Genomic DNA, 21,549 nt, shown 5'->3' with positions numbered 1-21,549 from the left:
AAAATGTCTAAGTTTCATTAAGCAACTCACAGATAACTCCTATCGAAACTTCCGTTCTGACTCTTGAATGGGAACATCATTAATACTAGCTTCACGTCTTCGCATTAACCCATTTTCTGCAAATTCCCACTGTTCGTTACCATAGGCGCGATACCAGTAGCCAGAATCATCGTGCCACTCATACTCAAATCGAACAGAAATCCGATTGTCTGTAAAACTCCACAGTTCTTTCTTTAAACGGTAATCTAATTCCTTTGCCCATTTTCTTCTTAAAAAAGCCTTGATTTCTTCCCGTCCGCTGAAGAATTCGGCACGGTTTCGCCACTGAGAATCTTCCGTATAAGCTAAGGCTACTCGTTCTGGATCGCGGGTATTCCAGGCATCTTCAGCAGCTTGAACTTTGGCTTTAGCCGTTTCCAACGTAAAGGGCGGTAGAGGTGGTTTAGTTTCCATAAGCTTTGTTTTTTGTGATTAAAAAAGATCAGGTGCGAACTGCTAGCGCTACAGAGATAGTTTTGGGACTTTGATATCAATCCTCAGCATCGGGATCGATTCCCATTGCTCGTAGTCGCTCCGCTAACTGGGTGAGTTTTCGCTCTGCTTGTTCGGCTCTTTCCCGTTCTTGTTCGGCTCTTTCCCGTTCTTGTTCGACCAGGGCCCGCTCAATTTCAACTTGTTCGGAGCCAGTTAACAGCAAATTCCCCTGCGAATCCCACCACCGCAGCCAAAGCAGTTCTTGATTTTGATAGCTTCCCTGCCACAGTCCCAATTCTACATCTAGTACAGGAATCGGATAGTGACCGCGTTCGTTTGGCTCCATCCTTCGATACATAAAATCTATCAGGTGATAGACCTCTAAATTGCCCGTTCTCATTTCATAAATGCCGTAGTAAGGAATGCGGATAATTCTCTCGTACACCCAAAACTTACCCGGTTTAGTGGTGGTACCGTCAGCGGCCACAGTCAAGGGAGTACGATCGCGCTCTTCCTCTCCATTACCGTTAGCAAATTCTAAAGCAATGAACGGAGCCATGTGTTCCCGCCAAAGTACATAAGAACGGCGAAAACCATCGAGTGTTGCCGGTACATTCGGCACGTAAAACCAATCCGGTGCTTCTGCACCTCGCTCTGGCGGGTCAGTTTCTCGCCAGTAAATGCCGCAATCTTGGCCGATCGCATATTGTCCGTCTGGATGCAGTCGCTCTACAATCGGTCCGATCGAATCTGTCAGAATGATGCTCTGGGGATGCTCCTGAAAATTTTTTACAAATGTACCGTCTTCGTCGGGCAATTGGGTATGGTCGGGTAATGCAGGAGGCAGACCTGTAGCAGTTATTGTCTCGTTCACCGTCTTTTCCGTGCAGTTATTGTTCATTGTACTGCGAATTTTTAGAGCAATCTGATTTGAAACTTTAGCTAATATTAACTAAACTCAGCTAACCACAGCGGAAGCATCAACAGCAACCCGACAGAAGTGATGGCGATACTGCTAGCTAACAAATCGCGATCGAGCTCGTAGACTTCTGCTAAAATCAGCACGGAAAGAGCTGTGGGCGTTCCCGACATCAACACCAACACGAACCTTGGATCGCCGATCAATCCAAAATAACTAGCACCCAATCCGATCAGCGCCGGCACAATTACCACTTTTAACAGCGACGGGATTAACGCCAGTTCAAAACTTTCCCATTTCTTAATAGACCTCAGCCGGATACCAACCAGCAGCAAAGCACTGGCAATTACCACCCAAACAGCAGTCTGCAATCCCGATTCCACTGTTTCGGGCAGGGGGATATTTCTAGTATAAAAACCAATTAAAAAAGCCCACAGGGCGGGAACTGTCAGCACGTCCCGGATCTGAGTCCACCAGTGATTTTTTTGCTCGGAGTTCCCGAAATAGCTAGCAATAAATACACCGAAACAATAAGTTCCAATAACGTTGTTAGTGACGCTGTACAAGACAGCCCAGTTGTTGTTAGCGGTGCTGATGATAGACGGGGTGATTGCTAATCCAACAAACCCCGTATTCCCTAACATCGCAGCTAGGAGAAAACTGCCTTGGCTCGATCGATTCAGGGAGTTAAAATTTAATAAAAATAAATTTACTAGAGAATTTTTGCCCTGAAAATAGGGATTTTGGATGTGGGCCGCACTCAGCCTACGCAATAATATCCAAGTCAGCCAAGCACAACTCGTACTCAGAAATAAGACGAATATGGCGATCGCCGGCGTGAATCCCACAGCACCCGAAAAATCGCTTTGACGGGCTAAAACTAGAATTTGCAGCGGTATCCCAATCCAGAAAAGAAAGTGGCTCAGCAGCTTGGGAAAATCAACTGGGATGTACCGAAACAGCAGCAGTCCCAAGCCAGTCCAGATAACTAGAGGGGTATAAGCGTGAAATAAGGTTTCAATCATAAAAATTTCACTTGACAATTGGAAATGCCTTTATCTATTAATAATAATGCTAAAGCCCGTTTAATAAATGCGAATTGTCGTTAGCGGAACCCTCGAAGAGAATCGCACTTGCACGCTTTTTCGTCCTAGGGTGTTGGTAGCACTCCAGCCCAAAAAATTTTTGCCCACATTCCCGCATCTTGCAGGGCACTATTTTCAGACTCGCAGCCCCAAAAGATTGCAGCTTTTTACCTTCGCATTCACCAAACCTCTTATAATTTGAAAAATGTGCGATCGAGCTATCTTGCCTTGAACGAACTGATGTCCCACGTTTTCCTGCCATTTCTCTCGAACCGAAACAGGGCGACACTAAAGCTGCTAATGACTTGCACTCATTAATTCAATTTCAAAGCATTAACAGGCACCTCATCCCAAGAACTAACAGTCCGCAAAGTAGCAACCCAGCCCTGCTGTTTTTGCTCTGCCGTCAAATTCTTCTCAAAAGATTCGTGGCAATCCTTCGCTTGGCTTTCATCGCAACAAGCAATGCAAGAATAAAGAATGCCCGACGGATCGATTTGCTCGTTTACCCAAATAATCACGATCTACTCTCTCAATCAAAATTTACTGTTACTTAAATTTTCCTATATTTTTGCCAATTATCTACTCCGATTTACGCAACCATAGATTTGAGGCGGTACAGATTTGTTGTAAAGTGCTTGTGGCGCACCCTACAGATTCGTTGTAAGGTGCGTGGTACACACCTTGATTTCTTAATCTCAAGCGAGAGGGACGAAAGTTTTTGGGCGTTGCTTAATCAGGGTATGAAAAAAATAACTTGGAAATCCCGAAGTTTTGTGGATACTGGTTTCTCTGACTTGCATATTTAGCCCTTCATACCCTAAATCAGCAACGCCAGTTTTTGTAGGATCGATTGCAATCGCCGAGTCTTATCGAGGGGTTTTTACAATTGTTTGGATGCCAAAGTTGCCAAAGACTCGCCCGCAACTCGGCAAATCCGCCAGTCGGGCATCACATCAGCACCGATACCCTTGTAAAAGCCGATCGCCAATTCATTCCAATCCAAAACACTCCATTCCAAACGCCCACAGCCCCTTTCAACCGTCAACTGTGCTAAATAAACTATCAAAGACTTGCCAATTCCCCGCCCTCGAAACTCAGGGATCACAAACAAATCTTCCAAATAAATTCCCGGCTGAGTCAAAAAAGTAGAATAATTGTAAAAAAACAGCGTCCAGCCCACAACTCGATTTTCGCACTCCGCTAAAATCGCTTCAGCAAAAGGTCGATCGCCAAACAAATGATTCTCCAAATCAACCGCATTGCCAGTAACGGCATGAGATAATTTTTCGTACTCAGCTAAAGCTTTAATCAAATCAAACAGCACCGGCACGTCGGCGCGGGTAGCTGGGCGCAAAATTACCTCAGAAGACATAAATAAGTAAGTTACGACGCGACAATCAACCATTAAAAATACCACATCCAGACATTTTTAATTTGTAATTTTTAATTAAGTTTGTCAACCTTGAATTAACATATTTAGGGCTACGTTGGAGTGTCCACCCACAATAATTTTAAGATTTTTCACTATACAAACTCAATGTTATTTAGCTTATTTCAACCAGCCCTTCAATCGCTCCGTCACTTGAGGCCGACGCAGCTTTCGCATTGCCTTATTTTGAATTTGACGGACTCGTTCGCGGGACAAATTGAACAAACTGCTGACCTCTTCTAAAGTGTAAGGTTCGCCGGTCAGCAAACCGTAACGCATAGCAACAATCTCTTTTTCCCGCTCAGTCAAAATACTGTCCAACACCTCCAAAATATCTTGGCGCATCATCATCTCATTCATCTGAGCTTCTGGAGATTGCGTCGCGTTATCTTCGAGAACATCCAAAAGTTCCGAACTTTCTTCTGAGCCGATGCGGTGGTTAAGAGACAAAGATTGCCGACGTACTTGCTGGAGGTAGCGAAGCTGTTCGCAAGTAACTTGCATTTCTCTAGCAAGTTCAGTTTCCGTTGGATTGCGTTGAAGAGAACGCCTCAAATCTCGATAAACTTTTTTGAGTTTATTTAACTGTTCGACAATGTGAACAGGCAAGCGAATCGTCCGCCCTTGATTGGCAATTGTCCGGGTAATTCCTTGGCGAATCCACCAATAGGCATAAGTAGAAAACTTGTAACCCTTTTCCGGATCGAACTTTTCGGCGGCCCGATTCAAACCCAAAGCTCCTTCTTGAATTAAATCGAGAAAAGGCACGCCCCGATTAAGATAGCGTTTGGCAATCGAAACCACCAAGCGCAAATTCGAGCTGATCATTTTCCGTTTCGCCGACTGACACTGGTGGCGAAGCTGTTGCAGTTGAGTTTCGCTTATCCCCAAAGCCGCTGCGAGTTCAGCTTTTGTCGGCACTCTGTCCAATTCCTGCTGCAAACGCTGTTCTAGTTCACCCAGGGCTACCAATTCTTGAACGCGGCGCGCCAACTCCACCTCTTCGGTGGCAGTCAGTAGAGGATAGCGAGCCATTTCCTTGAACAAAGCTCCCACTGGATCGTCGGCAGACCAGTTGTTGTATGCTGACGACCGAGTTACCGTCGGACGATCGATCTCGGTGTCTTCATCTTGTGCGATCGCGAATGAGGCGTCGGGTGCCACCGCAAAACTGCCTAGGTCAGATTCTGCCATATCGTGCTTGGTGTCGGTGGAATGATTTGAAAAGTATCCCTTAACTTTAACCAATTTAACCGGAAATTTCCGAAATCCATCTAGAAGCCGTGACAGACATTAGATGGCCCATATTTTATACCTTTCTATTGAGTTCGAGCCAGTAAAGGAGCTGCCTGCAATAATTGCTGAGTATAAGGGTGCTGCGGATTAGTAAAAATATCCCTAGTCTTACCGATTTCAACAATTTTTCCAGCATTCATTACCGCAATACGATCGCAAAAAAATCTCGCCACCCACAAATCGTGCGTAATGAACAGATAAGTCAAATTAAATTCCTGCTTCAACTCCAACATCAGCTCTAAAACTTGAGTCTGCACGCTGGCATCCAGCATACTCACAGGTTCGTCGCAAATAATCAGTTGCGGCCGAGTAATCAAAGCGCGGGCGATCGAAACTCGCTGCTGTTGTCCTCCTGACAATTCTCCCGGATAGCGACGAAAGAAATCCTCCCCTGGACTTAAACCCACCCGCTCTAACATTTGGATTACTTGTTTTTTAGCTTCGCTGCCATTAGCTAATTTGTGAATAAACAAAGGGTCAGCAATACTTTGCCCGACAGTCATCATCGGATTCAGGCAAGCGTGGGGGTCTTGAAAGATCATTTGCATTTCGCGGCGGTGCTTCCTCACAGCATCGCGGTTCAGGGCAGTTATATCTATTCCTTGAAATTCCACTTTGCCACCAGTCGCGGTAATTAGCTGCAAAATCGTGCGTGACAAGGTACTTTTGCCGCAGCCGGACTCCCCCACCAGCCCTAGGATTTCTCCCCGTTGTAGCTCTAAACTAACGCCGTCTACGGCTTTAATTACCTGGCGATTCCTGGAAAACAACTGATCTAATAAATTGCTTTCTAAACTGTAGTGTTGCTGCAAATTCGTTACGGTCAAAAGAGGCGAATTTGTTGAGTTTGGAGTAAGGACTTCAGTCCTGATTTCCTCGAATGCTAACCCTTTGTCAGAATCGGCTTGAATGTGCAAAGCTGCTTTGAGGAGCGATCGAGTATATTCGTGCTGCGGCTGTTTAAAAACGTTCTCCACCGGCCCTGTTTCTACGACTTTACCGCCGTACATCACCGCAATGCGATCGCAATACTCAGCCACCATCGCCAAATCGTGAGAAATCAACAAAATAGCCGTTCCCCGTTCCTCACAAAGTCGGGTTAATTCCTGCAAAATCTGGGCCGCTACAGTTACGTCCAAACTCGTAGTCGGTTCGTCGGCCACAATTAATTTAGGATCGAGCAAAAGAGCCAAAGCAATTGCTACTCTTTGCCGCATTCCGCCACTAAATTCGTGGGGAAATTGCGACCAGCGAGACGCGGGAATTTTCACAGCTTCCAGAGTTTCGATCGCCCGTTTCTTAGCTTGCTTTCGATCCAAATTCGGTTTGTGAGCTTGCAAAGTTTCGATGCAATGTTCTCCTACAGTCATCAAAGGATCGAGACGAGTCATCGGATCTTGAAAAATCAATGCTACAGCTTCGCCCCGAAACCGTCTCAGCCGCGAAGCATTCATATCAAACACCGACTCTCCAGCAAAACTAACTCGCCCCTCAATCAGCGTTGAATCCGGCAGCAACCGCATCGCAGCCCTTCCCAAAGTTGACTTCCCGCAGCCAGACTCCCCAACTAATCCGAGCTTTTCCCCCGGTTTCAGCGTCAGCGAAACCCCGTCAACGGCCCAACCGGATTGGCCCCGTCGCTGAGGATAAGCTACTCGCAGATTTTCAACGGAAAATAGAGAAGAGTCATTAGTCATTAGTTATTAGTCCTTAGTCTGTTGTCTGTTGTCTGTTGGCTGTTGTCTGTTGTCTGTTGACTGTGGTTATTTATTATTTATTCAATATACTGGCGGTTAGTTGTTAGGTATTAGTATTTTTTGGGAGGTATTAGTTATTGGCAAGAAACCGATATGCTGTTTGTAAATACAATAAAAATTGCTGCTACAAACAAAGATTTTATCACTAAATCATTAACCAACCAACCGCTTACTAACAACAGTCAATAGTCAACCGTCGAAAGTTTGTAAATACCAATAGAAATTGATACAAACAAAGATTTTATCACTAGATCATTAACCGACCAACCGCTTACTAACGACAGTCAACCGTTAACAGTCAACCATCAACAGTCAACTGTCAACAGCCAACAGACTAAATTTCCCTTCGCTTCAACTCAGCTCTCCGCAGTATGTAAGTAGCGGCACAATCTGCGTGAGGATGGTCTGCTAAAACTTCCGCGAGTTCCAACACATATCCGGCGATATCCGGCCCCAGCTTCTCAGTCAGCACTTGACGTTCCCGAGATGCGAGTTCTTGCACGCGGGCCTTAGCTTGCCAATTCGGAGAAAACATCTTGTCAATCTCGGTGTGGAATCCCAGACTTTCGAGAATGTCCCACTCGCCGTTATCGCACCAAATGCCCCCGCACAACATACAGCGCTCTATGTAAAAGGGCACTCTACTGAAAGGAACTTTCGCCCGCGACAGATAGTGACCGTCTTCAGGACACAGCGCTGCTTTGCTGTCGTAGACAGACGGGGTGAATTCTATGCCGAGAGTCCCTGTCGCATCAGGCTTCTCGGATTTGTTGTACCACTGGCTCTGCTCTTTTTGCCAAGCTTCGTATTCTCTGCCTGGAATCCAGATACCGTAACAGTTGGGACACCACTGCACCGACATACGGCCGGCTAAGGTACCGCCTTCTAAATTGGGATGTTTACATTTTGGACATTCCACCGCTTTATTTCTCCTTGCCTTATTAATTCCCTGTTAATTCAATTATTAATTCTGTATCTGGGCGGGCCCTGAAGAACCAGAATTTTTTTGCAGCAGCGCGCCACAGTAGCCAATTAGCGTGTTAAGCCGCGCGATCGCCGCAGTTTGCCTCGCCTTTGCTGTCGCTGGCTGGCGCGACGCTTGCAAAAACGTGACATCTGTCCCCAATAACCGCAGTTGCTTGTGAATTTCCGTCAAATAGGACTGCTCTGGGGGTGTTTCTGAGGCGTCTAACTCATCGCTTTCGGCTCTCATAATGTGGTTTCCGAAAAATTGTTGCACTTTTGTGTATTCGATCGCCAGCGCGGCCCGATCCAGATTATCCTGTGCAGCAGTTCTTTGTAGTTGTTCTAGTGCTTGCTGTAATTTTTGGTAGCACTGGCGGCGGTCTTCGGACAATATCATGATTTTGTAAAGAAATTTGTATTTATAATCAAAGTAGATACTTACTTAAGTTTGCTCATATGGAGGGAAGCCGTGCGTTTTTGGAGCAATTCCCTGTTTTGTGAGAACTTTTTTCGATTTTCTGCCCTAACTCTACCCTTCTGGCTGCTGCTTTCTGTTTAGGGTTGCCGGTAAATGCCGAGCCCCCGCTACCTCAACTGCTACCGCCAAAATATGCTTATTTTACCCGATTTTACCCGATCGACAGACTGCGGCGGCGGCAGTGGTGTCACTATATTTTCCTACCTGCGAGGGGGGGCGACTCGGAAGTAGATAGGTATAGTTAACAGAAAAATCGACTATTTTTTTGAATTGCAAATTGTGGCATTCAATTAGTTTAGTATAGCTAAACACATAATTTCGGCAATTCAACCGGAAACCGGCTTTTAACCATTTGTATTTCTAAGTTTTAAAGGTGTACCCCATGAACGCGAACACTCTGACTCCCTCTCCTTCGATCGATCCTGCTGTAGTTCCCGATTGGCTGCAAGAATGCCTGAATGCTCGATCGCAGCCTGATGGGGGTCCTAACCCGAATTGTTCGGCTGACGACAGCTTAATTTGTCGGGCCTTTGAATTTGCCCGCGACTTGCACGAAGGACAATACCGCAAATCAGGAGAACCTTACATTTGCCATCCGGTAGCTGTCGCTGGAATACTCCGGTATATGGGTGGCAACAACGTCATGATTGCCGCGGGCTTCCTCCACGACATTGTTGAAGATACAGATATTACTCTTGAAGAAATAGAACAGCGGTTCGGCGCGGAAGTGCGACAGTTGGTTGAAGGTGTCACCAAGCTTTCTAAGTTTAATTTTTCCAGCAAAACAGAGCGCCTTGCGGAAAATTTCCGCCGAATGTTCCTAGCCATGGCTAAAGATATTCGCGTCATTGTCGTCAAACTCGCAGATCGGCTGCACAACATGAGGACTTTGGAGCATTTGTCCGAAGAAAAGCAGCGCAGTATTGCCTTAGAAACCCGAGATATTTTTGCTCCCCTAGCAAACCGTTTGGGTATCGGCCGCTTTAAGTGGGAATTGGAAGATTTAGCGTTTAAATACCTGGAACCCGAAGCTTACCGCGAAATTCAGGAATTGGTGGCCGAGAAGCGGGCAGATCGAGAAACTCAACTCGCAGAAGTCACAGATAGTTTGCGAGAAAGGCTTGACAATTTAGGTATTAAATGCTATGAAGTTAGCGGCCGTCCCAAACATTTGTACGGGATTTACGGGAAGATGCAGCGCCGCCAAAAAGGGTTTAAGCAAGTGTACGATATTGCGGCGGTGCGGATCATAGTAGAAACTAATGATGACTGTTATCGGGCTTTGGCGATCGTCCACGATTCTTTCCGCCCGATTCCCGGCCGCTTTAAAGATTATATCGGTTTACCAAAAGCGAATCGCTATCAATCTTTACACACCGGAGTAATCGGAACCAGTGGCCGCCCCATCGAAGTGCAAATTCGTACCGTAGCAATGCACCACATTGCAGAATACGGCATTGCCGCCCACTGGAAATACAAAGAAACTGGCGGTTCTAACACAACAGTCACCGGCGACGACGAAAAATTTACTTGGCTGCGACAACTCCTAGAATGGCAAAGCGACCTCAAAGACGATCGCGAATATTTACAAAGCATTAAGGACAACTTATTCGACGAAGATATTTACGTTTTTACTCCTAACGGAGACGTGATTGCTCTCAATAGCGGGTCAACTCCCGTAGATTTTGCTTACCGCATTCACACAGAAATTGGCAATCGCTGCACCGGTGCCAGAGTCAACGGGCGAATGGTAACACTAGACAAGGTTTTAAAGAACGGCGATATTGTAGAAATCTTGACCCAAAAAAATGGTCATCCGAGTTCCGACTGGCTGAATTTTGTCAAGACAAACGGAGCAAAAAACCGAATTCGTCAGTGGTTGAAGCGATCGCACCGAGATGAAAATCTCGCTCGCGGGCGCGAATTGCTGGAAAAAGAATTAGGTAAAAACGGCTTGGAATCTTTGCTGAAATCTGAACCCATGCAGTCTGTGGCTCAGCGCTGCAACTACCACAGCGTTGAAGATTTAATCGCGGGTTTGGGCTATGGCGAAGTGACTCTAAATCTCGTAGTAAATCGACTGCGAGATTTAGTAAAAGTGCAGCAAAAAATTGAAGCTGCTCCCGGAGGAGGACAGGAATTGCCCCAGCTAATACCTGCATCGACGACACCGAAACCAGTACCGAGTTCGTCTCCGAGCAAATCGCCGATCGCAGGTGTAGAGGGATTGCTGTACCATTTATCCGGCTGTTGTTGTCCGATTCCCGGGGAAGCAATTATTGGAGTTGTGACTCGCACTCGCGGAATTTCGATTCACCGGCAAGGGTGTTCAAATGTTGAGAGCGTACCGGGCGATCGCTTGGTTCCTGTGAGTTGGAATTCCAGCAACCGCAATGAATCTCGACCCAACACTTATCCGGTTAACATTCAAATTGAAGCCCTCGATCGAGTGGGAGTTCTCAATGATGTTTTATCGCATTTGAAGGACAACCAAGTAAACGTCCGCAGCGCTCAAGTCAAAACCTATCCCGGATTGCCCGCATTAATTGACTTGTGCATGGATATCCAGGATAAACAACAGTTCGAGCGCACTTGTATGCAAATTAAAAAGATGAGCGATATTTTGAATTTGCGGAGGCTGAGTGAAGGGACTTAAGAAGATAGCCTAACTGTATTGTAGGGTGCGCCCCGCGCACCTTATCCTCTGTTCCTAATTCTTTAATCTAAAATCTAAAATGGTCTAAGTCGCAATGAGATTTCCACTGTTTTCACAGGTAGCATTGCGCGAAAACATCCCCAAATACAATTTAAAAAAAGGTGTTACAGGCACTATTGTTGAGAAGTACCCGATGCCGGAAAATCAATAAGACAGTTATAGCTTAGAGGGTTTCAATGTCGAAGCAATTAAAGTTGAAGTTGCCCAGTCCCAAATTGTTCCCATAAAAGCTTCTGTTTTGCAGCTTGGCAAATTAAGTTGACGTGGGAATATACTAAAATTCCAACCCTTTATTTCGTCGGAGCGACTGGCTTTGACACGCCCAACTTTTGCTGCAAAAACTCCCGCGCCACTTGTCCGGCTTCCTGCTGTTGTTTATCAACTTGATAGTTGAGTTTCCGCATATCTTCCTCGGAGATTTTGCCGCCCAATTCTGCGAGGACTGAACGCAATTCCGGGTATTGTTCCAAAATTTGCGATCGCACCACCGGAACTGCTTCGTAGGGCGGGAAATAGTTCTTGTCATCTTTGAGAACTACTAAACCTAAACTTTGAATCAAACCGTCCGTCGTATTACCAGCAATCACATCTACTTCTTTTTGTTGCAGGGCTTGATAAAGCAATCCTAACAGCAACTCCTTCGGTTCTTCTCGAAACTTAATCCCGTAAGTTTTAGCCAATCCGGGAAATCCATCTTCTCTCTCGTTAAATTCTGGGCCGAAACCAGCCCGGAGGTTAGGTGCAGCTTTCCCAAGTTGCGAGAGAGTTTGTAAATTGAGTTTTTTGGCGTCGTCTCCCCGCACAATAATCGCAAAACTGTTATTAAATCCCAGCGGTTGGGTCCATTCTGCTTTAAACTGTTTGGGATATTCTTGTTTGAGGTAATCGAGGACTTTTTTGGGGTCAGAAATCGGTTTCTGTTTGAGCAGGTTGGCGTAAGCAGTCCCCGTGTATTCGACGTACAAATCGATTTTACCTGCTGTTAGGGATTGATGGCAAAGCGAACCTCCGAGATTCTGTTCTTGTTCTACTTTGATATCTGTTTTAGCTTCGATGTGCTGTGCTAAAATTTCTGCGAGAATGGCTTGTTCGGTAAAGTCTTTCGAGCAGATGACAACTTGCTTTTGGGGCTTAGAGGTACATCCTGCTACTGCAAACAAACAAAGCAGCCAGCAGGAATAGAAAAAAAAATCGTTCTTAGATATTTTCATAAGCGAACTCCGTTGTCAGTTCCACAATTATTAGCTTCTAATTTATAGCATTTCTCAAGGATTTGTAAAGCCAAGATCCACGACTTACTGAAGAAGTTGGGCATATAACACCGATCGCACTTTACCCAAGTTCCGTTTTCCTGTTGTAACATTTATTGATAGACATGGAGGACTAAATATGGTAATCAGAGTCAGCGATATTATCCAGCGGCAGCGGCAATTTTTTGCGACTGGGAAAACTAAGGATGTGGATTTTCGGATCGAACAACTCAAGAATCTCAAAAGTGCGATCGCTTCCAATCAATCACGGATTGTGGATGCTGTCAACGCTGATTTGAACAAGCCGGAGTACGAGGCTTATTTTGAACTTGCTACGATCGCAGACATTAATTATGCCATCAAAAACGTTAAATCGTGGGTAAAGCCGAAAAAAGTGCGTACATCGATTGAGCAATTTCCAGCATCGGCCCGCATTTACCCAGAACCTTTGGGCGTAGTTTTAATCATCGGGCCTTGGAATTATCCATTTCAGCTAATGATATCACCCTTGATCGGGGCGATCGCCGCAGGCAACTGCGCCATCCTCAAACCTTCAGAAGTCGCCTCGCACACGTCGGCAGTTGTCGCCGACTTGATTACCAAAACCTTCGATCCCGCTTATGTAGCCGCCGTCGAAGGAGGAGTCGAAACCAGTCAACAATTATTAGCGGAAAAATTCGACCACATCTTCTTTACCGGAGGCACAAAAGTCGGTAAAATAGTGATGCAAGCCGCCGCCAAACACCTGACACCTGTCACATTAGAATTAGGCGGCAAAAGTCCTTGCATTGTAGACTCAGATATTCAACTTGAATACACTGCTAAACGCATTGCCTGGGGCAAATTTATCAATGCTGGTCAAACTTGTATCGCTCCCGATTACCTGTTAGTTCATAAAAAAGTTAAACCAGATTTGATCCAGGCAATTAAAACAGCAATTCACGAATTTTACGGCGACGAGCCGCAGAAAAGTCCCGACTATTCCCGAATTATCAATCAGCATCATTTAGGACGTTTGGCAGAGTTAATGAAAGACGGAGAAATTGTCGCCGGCGGTCAAACAAACCCCGAAGATAAATATATTGCACCGACGGTTCTCGACAAGGTTTCCTGGGATTCGCCTGTGATGCAGGATGAGATTTTCGGACCGATTTTGCCAGTGTTGGAGTATGATGATTTCGGGGAGGCGATCGCCCAAATCAACGCCCGTCCCAAACCCCTAGCTTTGTATTTGTTCTCGAAGGATAAAGAGAAACAAGAGCGAGTTTTGCGGGAAACTTCTTCCGGCGGAGTTTGCATAAACGACACGGTTATGCAAGGCGGACTAAGCTATTTACCTTTTGGCGGAGTTGGCGATAGCGGCATCGGCACCTATCACGGCAAAGCAACTTTTGACACTTTTTCGCATCAAAAAAGCGTGCTGCAAAAGTCATTTTTACTTGACTTAAAATGGCGGTACGCTCCCTATCTAGGTAAATTGGATTTGATTAAAAAGCTGATCGGTTGATATTGCCTAAGCACCAGATTCCCCCTCGCCCCCCAGGGTTGTTTCTTTCTCCCGAAGTCCGCCAGGGGTTTTAACTCCTGCCGGACTGAATGTTTGACGTGTTTGTTGTTAGCAAAGATCGCCTCCTTCAATCCGATGTCCCTGTTCTAATCGGTGCTGTGCCATTCTCGATCGATGTTCTCCAAATCCTTAGCCGCTCCCAATTGTTGAAAAATTTGATGTGCTGTATCGTAATGTTGTTGAGCAACTTCTGTGTTGCCGCGCTTTCGCTCAAGTCGCGCTAAATCGTAGTTAGTTTCGGCAATATGCCAAGTCATCCCCTGTATTTGCATTTTTCCTAAAGCTTCTGTTAACAGTTGTTCTGCTGTATCTAGATTGCCTCTACCGAGCTCATTTTCTCCGAGACAGCCGATCAAAGTTGCCATGCCTTGGCGATCGCCCAATTCTGTCATCATTTCCAAACATTGCCGGAAGAGTATCTCAGCTTCATCCCACTTGCCGCGCTTTTTCTCGATATCTCCCAACCCTCCCCAAGAATATGCCATGCCCGATCGATCGCCCAATTCTGTCATCATTTCCAAATTTTGTCGGTAGAGTATCTCAGCTTCATCCCAATTACCGCGCTTTTTCTCGATATCTCCCAACACTCCCCAAGAATATGCCATGCCCGATCGATCTCCCAATTCTGTCATCATTTCCAAACTTTGCCGGAAGAGTATCTCAGCTTCATCCCACTTGCCGCGCTTTTTCTCGATATTTCCCAACATTCCCCAAGAATATGCCATGCGCGATTGATCGCCCAATTCTGTCATCATTTCCAAACATTGCCGGTAGAGTATCTCAGCTTCATCCCAATTACCGCGAATTCGCTCGATATCTCCCAACATCCCTAATGAAGTAGCAATGTCACTCTGATTATTTTCTTTTCGTGCGATCGCTAAAGCCTGCTGGAAACACCTTTCTGCTTCATCCCAATTCCCAAAATTCCGATGAATTGCACCTAATTCTCTCAAACAATAGGAACGTCGATCGCCTTCAACATAAGGTAATATTTGCTCGGACAATTCTTTTGATAAATTCCCGTATCCCCACCTTCTTAAGTATTCACGTGGGATTAAGTAGTAAGCTTCGGGATAGTTGCCCAACCTAAAGGCAAAATGTTGAGCTTCAAGAACAGCTTGTAAATCTGCTAAGCTTTGAGGATTGTTCACCTTTTTACCAGTGCAGTAAAACTTATAAACACTTTCCAGCAGCTTTGGCAGTTCATCTCTATATTCCCCTTGCAAAAACTCCTCAATCACCCGGTGCAAATCATAAAAATCCTCACATTTCTCCTCGTCATAGCGACTCTGCACCAAACTCGCACCGACTAATCGCTGTAAAATTGATTCTGTCTCGTTAATTTCTGCGTCTGTAAATTCTGCAGGTGCTCCTAATTCTGCTGCTAATTCAAAGCGGGGATCTTTTTCAACATCATCCGTATACAGTCGCAAAAAAGTTAAACCCCTGACATCTATCGGCACTCGCAAAACACACATCCGACGCAGTAAATCTCTGGCCACTTCACTTTGCCTTGCTAGTTGTTCTCGCAACATCGGTTCTGCATTCTTCGTTACCAATTCGGGATGCTTCCGCAGATACCCCGGTTTTCCCTTGCCCAGAGCCGCCAATTGAGTTAATAAAAAAACATGACCTTCAACCCGCTGAGATATCCACTGCAAATCAGCTAATGTATCAGTCAACTTTCGCTGCTGCAAAATCTCGACACCCGCCGCTAAATCCACACCTTGCAACACTTCTATATGCACCAATTCCGAATCCGGTGCTAACCCCGGATAGCGGGTATGTGCCAAATCCGCAGGCACTTCCCGGCTGGTTAAAATCGTTTGCGATTGGTGCTGCTGATAAACCAAAGCATTCAGCAATTTACCCCAATCCGGTGAAATTGCTCGATGTACCTGCGCCGCAGCCAAACAGTCTGGATTTCCCGCCTCAACAGCAGGATGCAAAATAGATTCCAGGTTGTCGAGTACCAAAAGACAGCGAGTTTGTTGCAAGCCAGCCATAATTTTCGCTATCTTTTCATCGGCAGTTTTCAACACTTCCGCCGCCTGAATCCCCAAACCTTCACTTAACAGAAATTCAGCCACATCATCAAAACTCGTTCTCTCCTTTGCCTCGAAATACATCGCGCACTCATAATCGCCACTGGGCAAACTTTCCGCCTTTTGAGAAACAGACTTCTGCCAATTCACTCCCAATGCTTCTGCAAGTTTGACAGCCAAACTCGTTTTGCCCATACCGCCTTGCCCGATTATCGCCAATACTTTCGGTGGCGAAGTTCCATCGGGCAGCATCTGTACTAATTTTGCAGTTAAATTTTCCACCAATTCATCCCGCCCTTTCCACACAGGAATAGAGTCTGGTAGTTGAGAGAAAGCCACCCTGATTGCTTTGTCGGGAGGGGCATCTGCCGGCACATCATCATTCTCGCTTTTGCCGTCAGTATTTTGTCCGCTGTTAATCTGACTGCTGATACCGGGTTCGCCATTAACGCCCCACACTTCTGCCAACTTTTGCAAATTCTCTGTTTTGTCTCTACTCCACAGCTTCAAAGTAAAATTCCAATCGCTACAACCCCGCCTTGCCGTCTCCGGGCGGTTATCCTTGAGAATTTTCAGCTTTTTTCCGAGATAATCAGTCAGTACCTCGCCGATGTACTTTCTAACTTGCAAGTCAGATGTTGTCTCAGTTGGTTTAAAGCTGCCTTTATCTTTCAGCAGGTGGCGCAGGGCTTCCAGTGTCGCCGAGACTGTTAAGTCAGTGCTCTTATTTTTCCAACTAACCTGTAGATGAGTAATGCGACTTGTATTGTCCAACGCATAATCTAGCAGCGCCTCCACCAAATCAATCACTCGCTGCCGAGACTTTTCGCCTTTTCCCTGGTTGGGCATAGCTTCGGAAAGTAAATTGCTAAAAAAAGTTTCGGGAAAGTTTCGGGAATCCCGATACCGAATGACTGTCCCGAATATCCCTAATGCCGATTCTAGCACAGTTCCAGCCATTCTTTGCCTTCGGGTATCCCGAAATTCCACACTCAAATTAGTTGAGTTGGAAATGGTTTATGGGATTATCAAAACAGCATAAATGGATGATTGGAGAGGCGATTGTCGGTACTGTAGTCGGTGCCATCAATTCTTCGGCGGGGATAGTGTTGACTTTTGGGTTAGTAGGTTTCCACCTCTGCTTTGACAAAAATCAACAGGAAGTGTCGCGTTGCCCTCTCGAACAAATTTTAAACAGCGAGGAAGTATCGAAACTCTATTCTTGTAATGATTGTCCTTTCAAGAAAGCGGCGATTGATGTAGAAAAAGTTGAAGAAGAAAGTGACTAAACTGTGGTGCATCTAATGTGGAACAGCCCAGAAAGCCTGTTCGGGCGGGACACCCCACAAGAAAATTTATTATTTGTAGAACAAGCCGGAAAGCCTGTTGCTAACCGACAAGAAAATTCATTATTTGTGGAACAAGCCCGAAAGCCTGTTGCTGAAGGGCGGGGGGGACACCCCACAAGAAAATTCACTCATGATGTTAACTCGAAAGTGCGATCGCTCTTTTAATTAGTATAGGTAAAAAAGGACGATCGCCCGATGGTGAATTGAACCTTTACAAACAAACTTTTAGTGTAGTAAACTCACTACTCAAAATCAGATTAGCATATTATAATAACATGAAATCGGTGTTAGAAATTCTGAGCGAAACAGCGATCGCCTCTGCCTCTTTTGCTAGTTACGTTGCGCCCCGCTACTTGCTGCGATTAGAAAATGTCTATAATATCTTTGAGCATCTTCTCGCTAACAAGCAATTTATGGAACCTTTAGCAAAAGAACGCTGTGCCGCCTGCCGCCCCAACTCTCCCCGCCTCACAGCTTACGAAATTGTCCAGCTAAAACCTCAAATTCCCGACTGGAATTTCCTCGAAAAAAATGGCATTCCCCAAATAGAACGCACCTACGAATTCCCGGATTTCAAAAGTGCGATCGCCTTTACAAACAGCGTCGGCGAAGCAGCAGAAACAGAAGTACATCACCCCGCACTGTTAACCGAGTGGGGAAAAGTTACCGTTACTTGGTGGACTCACGCGATTTCTGGACTGCACCGGAATGATTTTATTATGGCGGCTAAAACCGATGCGATCGCCAATCAATTCCCCAAATAAAATCCGACTTATAGCCCGATCGTAGTCTAAGAAAGCACCGCCCTTGGCACTGGGGAATGCGGTTGATTGGCATTATTCAACAACTCCAGATTCAGTCGGTAGCCGACATTCCGTACAGTTTGAATCAGGCTCGGCTGTCGCGGGTCGATTTCGATTTTTTTACGCAGAGAGAGTACGTGAGTGTCGATCGTCCGGGGGTTATCAATAGCATCAGGCCAAGCCCTCCGCAGCAAATCCGATCGTGACAGCGGCACTCCTCCAGCTTGAGCTAGCACGTACAGCAGGCTAAATTCCTGGGGAGTCAGCTCAATATGTTCGTCGTACAACCTCACTCGGCGCTGCACCAAATCAATTTTCAGCAGCCCGCACTCCAGCGTCGCCGGCGGTATCATCGTGCGGTTGCGGCGCATCAGAGCTTCCACCCTGGCCATAAACTCTTGCATCCCAAAGGGTTTAGTCAGGTAATCGTCTGCCCCCGCCTTCAAACCTTCAACAATATCCGATTCCGAATTCCGCGCCGACAGCATCAAGATCAGCGACTGCTGCTGCTGTTGCAGCCAGTGGCAAAATTCCAAACCGTCCCCATCCGGCAATTGGGCATCCAGAATTACTAGGGTTGGCTGGCGGCTGAAAAATATTTCCCTAGCGTGACTGATATCCGCTGACTGGTGCACCCAGTGACCGACTTGCTGTAGATGCCAGCCCAAGAGCGATCGCAGGTGCGGATTCCCTTCAACAATTGAAATACTTGCAGATTCCACAGAGGCGAGCTTCCCATATCACTAATTGCTACAAGGTTAACAGAGCTTTTGTCAAGCTTTTGTAACCATCGCTACTCAAGCATGAGCTACGTTTAAAGCAGCGGACACACCCAGGGTAGGAATTTTAAATATTGGGTTAATTTCGGAGGGTCAGCCTGCAGAAAGGTTAAATCATTCTGGCGGTAAGCTTACAATGAAAATAAGACAGTGTAAAGCCGATCGATCCCATGCCCCAACCGCCTGCCAAAAGCGATCCCCCCGACCCAGCCCCCACTCCCAGGAGGTTGACAAATCGCGCAAGTGAAACTAGAATTCCTCCAACCGTTCGCTCGGTAGCCGGAACACTCAGCCACTTAGACCGCCAAATTCAGCAATATCCCGACTCTATTAAACGCACAGCGAATTATCTAGGTGCGCGCACAAAGTCGAGCAACTGCATTGCAACGAGTGAAATTTTTTATGGAGGGTAGCCTGTTGAGCAGGGTAAAAACTTTTATTTAGAAATAGCCTCAAGCTGAGCCACTCAGCATCAATCGAGGTCATTCCTAAATCCCGCCGTCATTATACAAACCACAAAGGATTTCAAACTCACACTATGCTACAAGACACCCAAACAATCCGGCACTACCAAAAACTCACCGACGCCCTCGTCGAAATGTGGAATAGAGGTTATCGCTTTGATGACCTGCGGCTTTACTTAGACGGCTATTTAGCAGCCCTGCGGCATTCCAACAGTTTGGAACCGTATCTGATTCACAGACTAGAGGAAGAAGCAGCGCGTTACATTCACGACCCCTCCAATTTTGCAATGCCACAGACCCAAACTGAAGCAGACTACTATTAAATAGCAAATTCGGTTTGATAAACCCTTGATGATTTGGGATGTGGGAATTGGGAATTGGGAATTTTAACGGGTTCCCTGGCTCGGCGTGGGAGCCCATGTCCAGAGGCTCGACCTCGCTTTCGGAGCCGAAAAATTGCATGTCGAGCCGACCGCATTGCGTTCCCAGGCTTTGCCTGGTAACGAATAATTAAGTAAATCAACTTAATTCAAAGTAAAACGCGATTGCTGTTATTTCCCCGACTTCTTTAAGAAGTCGGGGAAATGTTTTTTCTGTCTAATTTAAGAAGCCAAAGCCACTTCTACAACTTCTTGCAATTCGCCCTTTTGATACATCTCGATCATAATATCCGAGCCACCAATAAACTCACCGTTGATATAAACTTGAGGAATTGTCGGCCAGTTGGAATACTCTTTAACGCCTTGACGAATTTCCTGGTCTGCCAAAACATCAACAGTTTCGTAAGGCACTCCCAAAGTATTGAGAATTTGCACCACAGTATTAGAAAAACCACACTGGGGCATTAACTTATTGCCCTTCATAAACACCATGATTTTGTTTTGCTTTACCAACTCGTCAATTCTTTCATGTGCTGCTGTAGTCATGGTAGCTCCTAATATTGTTTGAAAATTTTTAAACGTTGACTGACGCAGAAACCGGGTTTTTTAGGACAATCTTTCGTTACAGCCATAGATTCCGGTTAAAAAGCCCGGTTTTTGTGGTTTTTGTGCGTAAGCGGAGCAGTTGTATTTCAAGCAACTATTGACACCAGCACAAACTTGTGATATCTACTTGCAAGTCAACAATTAAGCAACTTGACTTTTCGCTTCCCATTCTGCGGGAGTTAAGGTTTCCAAGCCCAAAGCGTGGATGGCTTCACTAGCCATTGCCTGTTTGAGAGCGCCGTACACCAGTTGGTGCTGCTGTACTCGGCTTTTTCCTTCAAAGGCTGCAGAGACGACTCTCGCCTGGTAGTGGTCACCACCACCGGTCAAATCGTCAACTTGTATTTTAGCGTCGGGCAACCCTGCCTTAATCATTTCTGCTACTTGAGACGGTGTAACCATTGGTTTCTCTGATAAACGGCTGTAATTTAGATTTTAGTGAAACTATTTTGTCGATGAGCTCGGTTGACTGCTGGCAGGCCGGGGAAAGGGCGAATCCACAAAACCCAATTCCAGTAACTGCTGATAAGCTTTCTTGCCCAAGTCGCGAGTTGGCTGCTGCGATCGAATAATCTGAATCAGCAGGGGCACAGCCAGTTCGGGCTTATTTTGTGCCCGGTGTACCAACGCCAGTCGGTAGGTAGCTTCGTCGCGCATTTGGGCCGTTTCTACAGCTTTGGTGCGGTGGCTTTCCGCCAAGCGGATGTCAATTCCGGCAAAGCTGCTACCCAGTTGTTGGTAGAAGTTGGACAGTTGATTGAAAATTTGGCGGGATTCTTGGAGTTTTTGAGTAGCCAGTGCGTAATTCTGAGAGGAAATAGCACTGCTGGCTTCTGTCATCAAACGCTGGCCTCCTGGTACGCTCAGCAGACTGCTGTCTTGCGTCAGAGGGCGAAGATTGTTGGGGTCTGTGGGGTCGTCGGCAGGTTCGACTTGCGGTTGGTTCTCTGGCCCAGAAGGTTGTTGTGCTTGGACTGGGAGCGGTTGCAACAGGGTAAAAGCTGCGATCGCCCCGATCGTAATCCGGGCAGTGGAGCGAAGCCAGCAAACAGTTCCAGAGTATACCATGAAATTACTTTGCGCCTGTGCGCCTTAAAAAAATATTTAGCTTGAGCCGATCTTACCATTGGCGATCGCAACCGGCTAAGTGTAAACCAAATTTGTTGAAATGTCAAAGGGTGCG

General features: G+C 46.1%; 23 protein-coding genes. 8 read left to right on the top strand and 15 right to left on the bottom strand.

Going from position 1 to position 21,549, the window contains the following annotated elements:
• Positions 1 to 39 precede the first annotated feature (39 nt).
• From QUA38_RS15950 to patD, 9 genes are all read right to left on the bottom strand, one after another.
• Entirely contained in the window at positions 40 to 453 is a 414-nt protein-coding gene (locus QUA38_RS15950) for a nuclear transport factor 2 family protein (RefSeq protein WP_190657739.1), read from the bottom strand.
• Between the two features lie 76 nt (positions 454 to 529).
• Positions 530 to 1,348: a Uma2 family endonuclease gene (locus QUA38_RS15945; protein ID WP_333163306.1), complete on the bottom strand. Its 819-nt coding sequence runs from the start codon at positions 1,346 to 1,348 to the stop codon at positions 530 to 532.
• Between the two features lie 74 nt (positions 1,349 to 1,422).
• Positions 1,423 to 2,418 (bottom strand): AEC family transporter, encoded by a 996-nt coding sequence (locus QUA38_RS15940; protein WP_333163304.1) that lies wholly within the window; start codon positions 2,416 to 2,418, stop codon positions 1,423 to 1,425.
• 374 nt (positions 2,419 to 2,792) lie between these two features.
• Entirely contained in the window at positions 2,793 to 2,999 is a 207-nt protein-coding gene (locus tag QUA38_RS15935) for a glycogen debranching protein (RefSeq protein WP_333075545.1), read from the bottom strand.
• A 362-nt stretch (positions 3,000 to 3,361) separates the two neighbouring features.
• Positions 3,362 to 3,853 carry a GNAT family N-acetyltransferase gene (locus tag QUA38_RS15930; RefSeq protein WP_333163308.1) on the bottom strand — a complete coding sequence of 164 codons (492 nt, stop codon included), beginning with the start codon at positions 3,851 to 3,853 and terminating at the stop codon, positions 3,362 to 3,364.
• A 177-nt stretch (positions 3,854 to 4,030) separates the two neighbouring features.
• On the bottom strand, positions 4,031 to 5,104 hold the full coding sequence (locus QUA38_RS15925) for an RNA polymerase sigma factor, RpoD/SigA family (protein ID WP_333163302.1): 1,074 nt from the start codon (positions 5,102 to 5,104) through the stop codon (positions 4,031 to 4,033).
• A gap of 125 nt (positions 5,105 to 5,229) precedes the next feature.
• Entirely contained in the window at positions 5,230 to 6,903 is a 1,674-nt protein-coding gene (locus tag QUA38_RS15920) for an ABC transporter ATP-binding protein (RefSeq protein WP_333163300.1), read from the bottom strand.
• Positions 6,904 to 7,297: 394 nt separating this feature from the next.
• A complete protein-coding gene (locus QUA38_RS15915) occupies positions 7,298 to 7,882 on the bottom strand; it encodes a zf-TFIIB domain-containing protein (RefSeq protein WP_333097139.1) in 585 nt (194 codons plus the stop codon).
• 45 nt (positions 7,883 to 7,927) lie between these two features.
• The gene (gene patD / locus QUA38_RS15910; protein ID WP_333163298.1) at positions 7,928 to 8,326 is read right to left on the bottom strand and encodes a heterocyst frequency control protein PatD; all 399 of its coding nucleotides are present in this window, start codon (positions 8,324 to 8,326) and stop codon (positions 7,928 to 7,930) included.
• 463 nt (positions 8,327 to 8,789) lie between these two features.
• Between patD and QUA38_RS15905 the strand changes: the two genes are divergently transcribed.
• Both QUA38_RS15905 and QUA38_RS29380 read left to right on the top strand, forming a co-directional pair.
• Positions 8,790 to 11,063: a bifunctional (p)ppGpp synthetase/guanosine-3',5'-bis(diphosphate) 3'-pyrophosphohydrolase gene (locus QUA38_RS15905; RefSeq protein ID WP_333163296.1), complete on the top strand. Its 2,274-nt coding sequence runs from the start codon at positions 8,790 to 8,792 to the stop codon at positions 11,061 to 11,063.
• A gap of 94 nt (positions 11,064 to 11,157) precedes the next feature.
• On the top strand, positions 11,158 to 11,274 hold the full coding sequence (locus QUA38_RS29380; RefSeq protein WP_445305062.1) for a DUF4926 domain-containing protein: 117 nt from the start codon (positions 11,158 to 11,160) through the stop codon (positions 11,272 to 11,274).
• A gap of 139 nt (positions 11,275 to 11,413) precedes the next feature.
• Here the strand turns inward: QUA38_RS29380 and QUA38_RS15900 are convergent, their stop codons facing one another.
• Positions 11,414 to 12,334, bottom strand: coding sequence for a glycine betaine ABC transporter substrate-binding protein (locus tag QUA38_RS15900; protein ID WP_333163294.1), 921 nt, complete (start codon positions 12,332 to 12,334; stop codon positions 11,414 to 11,416).
• A gap of 178 nt (positions 12,335 to 12,512) precedes the next feature.
• On the opposite strand from QUA38_RS15900, the gene QUA38_RS15895 reads away from it, so the two are divergent.
• The gene (locus QUA38_RS15895; RefSeq protein ID WP_333163292.1) at positions 12,513 to 13,880 is read left to right on the top strand and encodes an aldehyde dehydrogenase; all 1,368 of its coding nucleotides are present in this window, start codon (positions 12,513 to 12,515) and stop codon (positions 13,878 to 13,880) included.
• A 146-nt stretch (positions 13,881 to 14,026) separates the two neighbouring features.
• Here the strand turns inward: QUA38_RS15895 and QUA38_RS15890 are convergent, their stop codons facing one another.
• Entirely contained in the window at positions 14,027 to 16,945 is a 2,919-nt protein-coding gene (locus tag QUA38_RS15890) for a tetratricopeptide repeat protein (RefSeq protein WP_333163290.1), read from the bottom strand.
• Positions 16,946 to 17,004: 59 nt separating this feature from the next.
• Between QUA38_RS15890 and QUA38_RS15885 the strand changes: the two genes are divergently transcribed.
• The 3 genes from QUA38_RS15885 to QUA38_RS15875 all read left to right on the top strand — a co-directional run bounded on the left by QUA38_RS15885 (position 17,005) and on the right by QUA38_RS15875 (position 18,098).
• Complete coding sequence (locus tag QUA38_RS15885; RefSeq protein WP_333163288.1) at positions 17,005 to 17,274, top strand: hypothetical protein; 270 nt, start codon at positions 17,005 to 17,007, stop codon at positions 17,272 to 17,274.
• A gap of 15 nt (positions 17,275 to 17,289) precedes the next feature.
• Entirely contained in the window at positions 17,290 to 17,499 is a 210-nt protein-coding gene (locus tag QUA38_RS15880; RefSeq protein ID WP_333163286.1) for a hypothetical protein, read from the top strand.
• 110 nt (positions 17,500 to 17,609) lie between these two features.
• Positions 17,610 to 18,098 carry a 4a-hydroxytetrahydrobiopterin dehydratase gene (locus QUA38_RS15875; protein ID WP_333163284.1) on the top strand — a complete coding sequence of 163 codons (489 nt, stop codon included), beginning with the start codon at positions 17,610 to 17,612 and terminating at the stop codon, positions 18,096 to 18,098.
• A 26-nt stretch (positions 18,099 to 18,124) separates the two neighbouring features.
• Here the strand turns inward: QUA38_RS15875 and QUA38_RS15870 are convergent, their stop codons facing one another.
• Entirely contained in the window at positions 18,125 to 18,859 is a 735-nt protein-coding gene (locus QUA38_RS15870; protein ID WP_333163283.1) for a response regulator transcription factor, read from the bottom strand.
• Positions 18,860 to 19,086: 227 nt separating this feature from the next.
• On the opposite strand from QUA38_RS15870, the gene QUA38_RS15865 reads away from it, so the two are divergent.
• Together QUA38_RS15865 and QUA38_RS15860 are read left to right on the top strand one after the other, a co-directional pair.
• Entirely contained in the window at positions 19,087 to 19,329 is a 243-nt protein-coding gene (locus tag QUA38_RS15865; RefSeq protein ID WP_333163281.1) for a hypothetical protein, read from the top strand.
• A 125-nt stretch (positions 19,330 to 19,454) separates the two neighbouring features.
• Positions 19,455 to 19,703 carry a DUF6761 family protein gene (locus QUA38_RS15860; RefSeq protein WP_332985209.1) on the top strand — a complete coding sequence of 83 codons (249 nt, stop codon included), beginning with the start codon at positions 19,455 to 19,457 and terminating at the stop codon, positions 19,701 to 19,703.
• A gap of 279 nt (positions 19,704 to 19,982) precedes the next feature.
• Here QUA38_RS15860 and grxD read toward each other — a convergent pair whose 3' ends face one another.
• From grxD to QUA38_RS15845, 3 genes are all read right to left on the bottom strand, one after another.
• Positions 19,983 to 20,306 carry a Grx4 family monothiol glutaredoxin gene (grxD, locus tag QUA38_RS15855; protein ID WP_333042762.1) on the bottom strand — a complete coding sequence of 108 codons (324 nt, stop codon included), beginning with the start codon at positions 20,304 to 20,306 and terminating at the stop codon, positions 19,983 to 19,985.
• A 201-nt stretch (positions 20,307 to 20,507) separates the two neighbouring features.
• Complete coding sequence (locus QUA38_RS15850) at positions 20,508 to 20,768, bottom strand: BolA family protein (protein WP_172192604.1); 261 nt, start codon at positions 20,766 to 20,768, stop codon at positions 20,508 to 20,510.
• A 42-nt stretch (positions 20,769 to 20,810) separates the two neighbouring features.
• Positions 20,811 to 21,434, bottom strand: a complete 624-nt coding sequence (locus QUA38_RS15845; RefSeq protein WP_333163279.1) for a hypothetical protein — start codon at positions 21,432 to 21,434, stop codon at positions 20,811 to 20,813.
• Between the last annotated feature and the right edge of the window lie 115 nt (positions 21,435 to 21,549).

The organism is Microcoleus sp. Pol12B4 (assembly GCF_036701385.1).
Classification (GTDB): domain Bacteria; phylum Cyanobacteriota; class Cyanobacteriia; order Cyanobacteriales; family Microcoleaceae; genus Microcoleus.
This window is presented reverse-complemented; position numbering and strand designations above follow the sequence as displayed.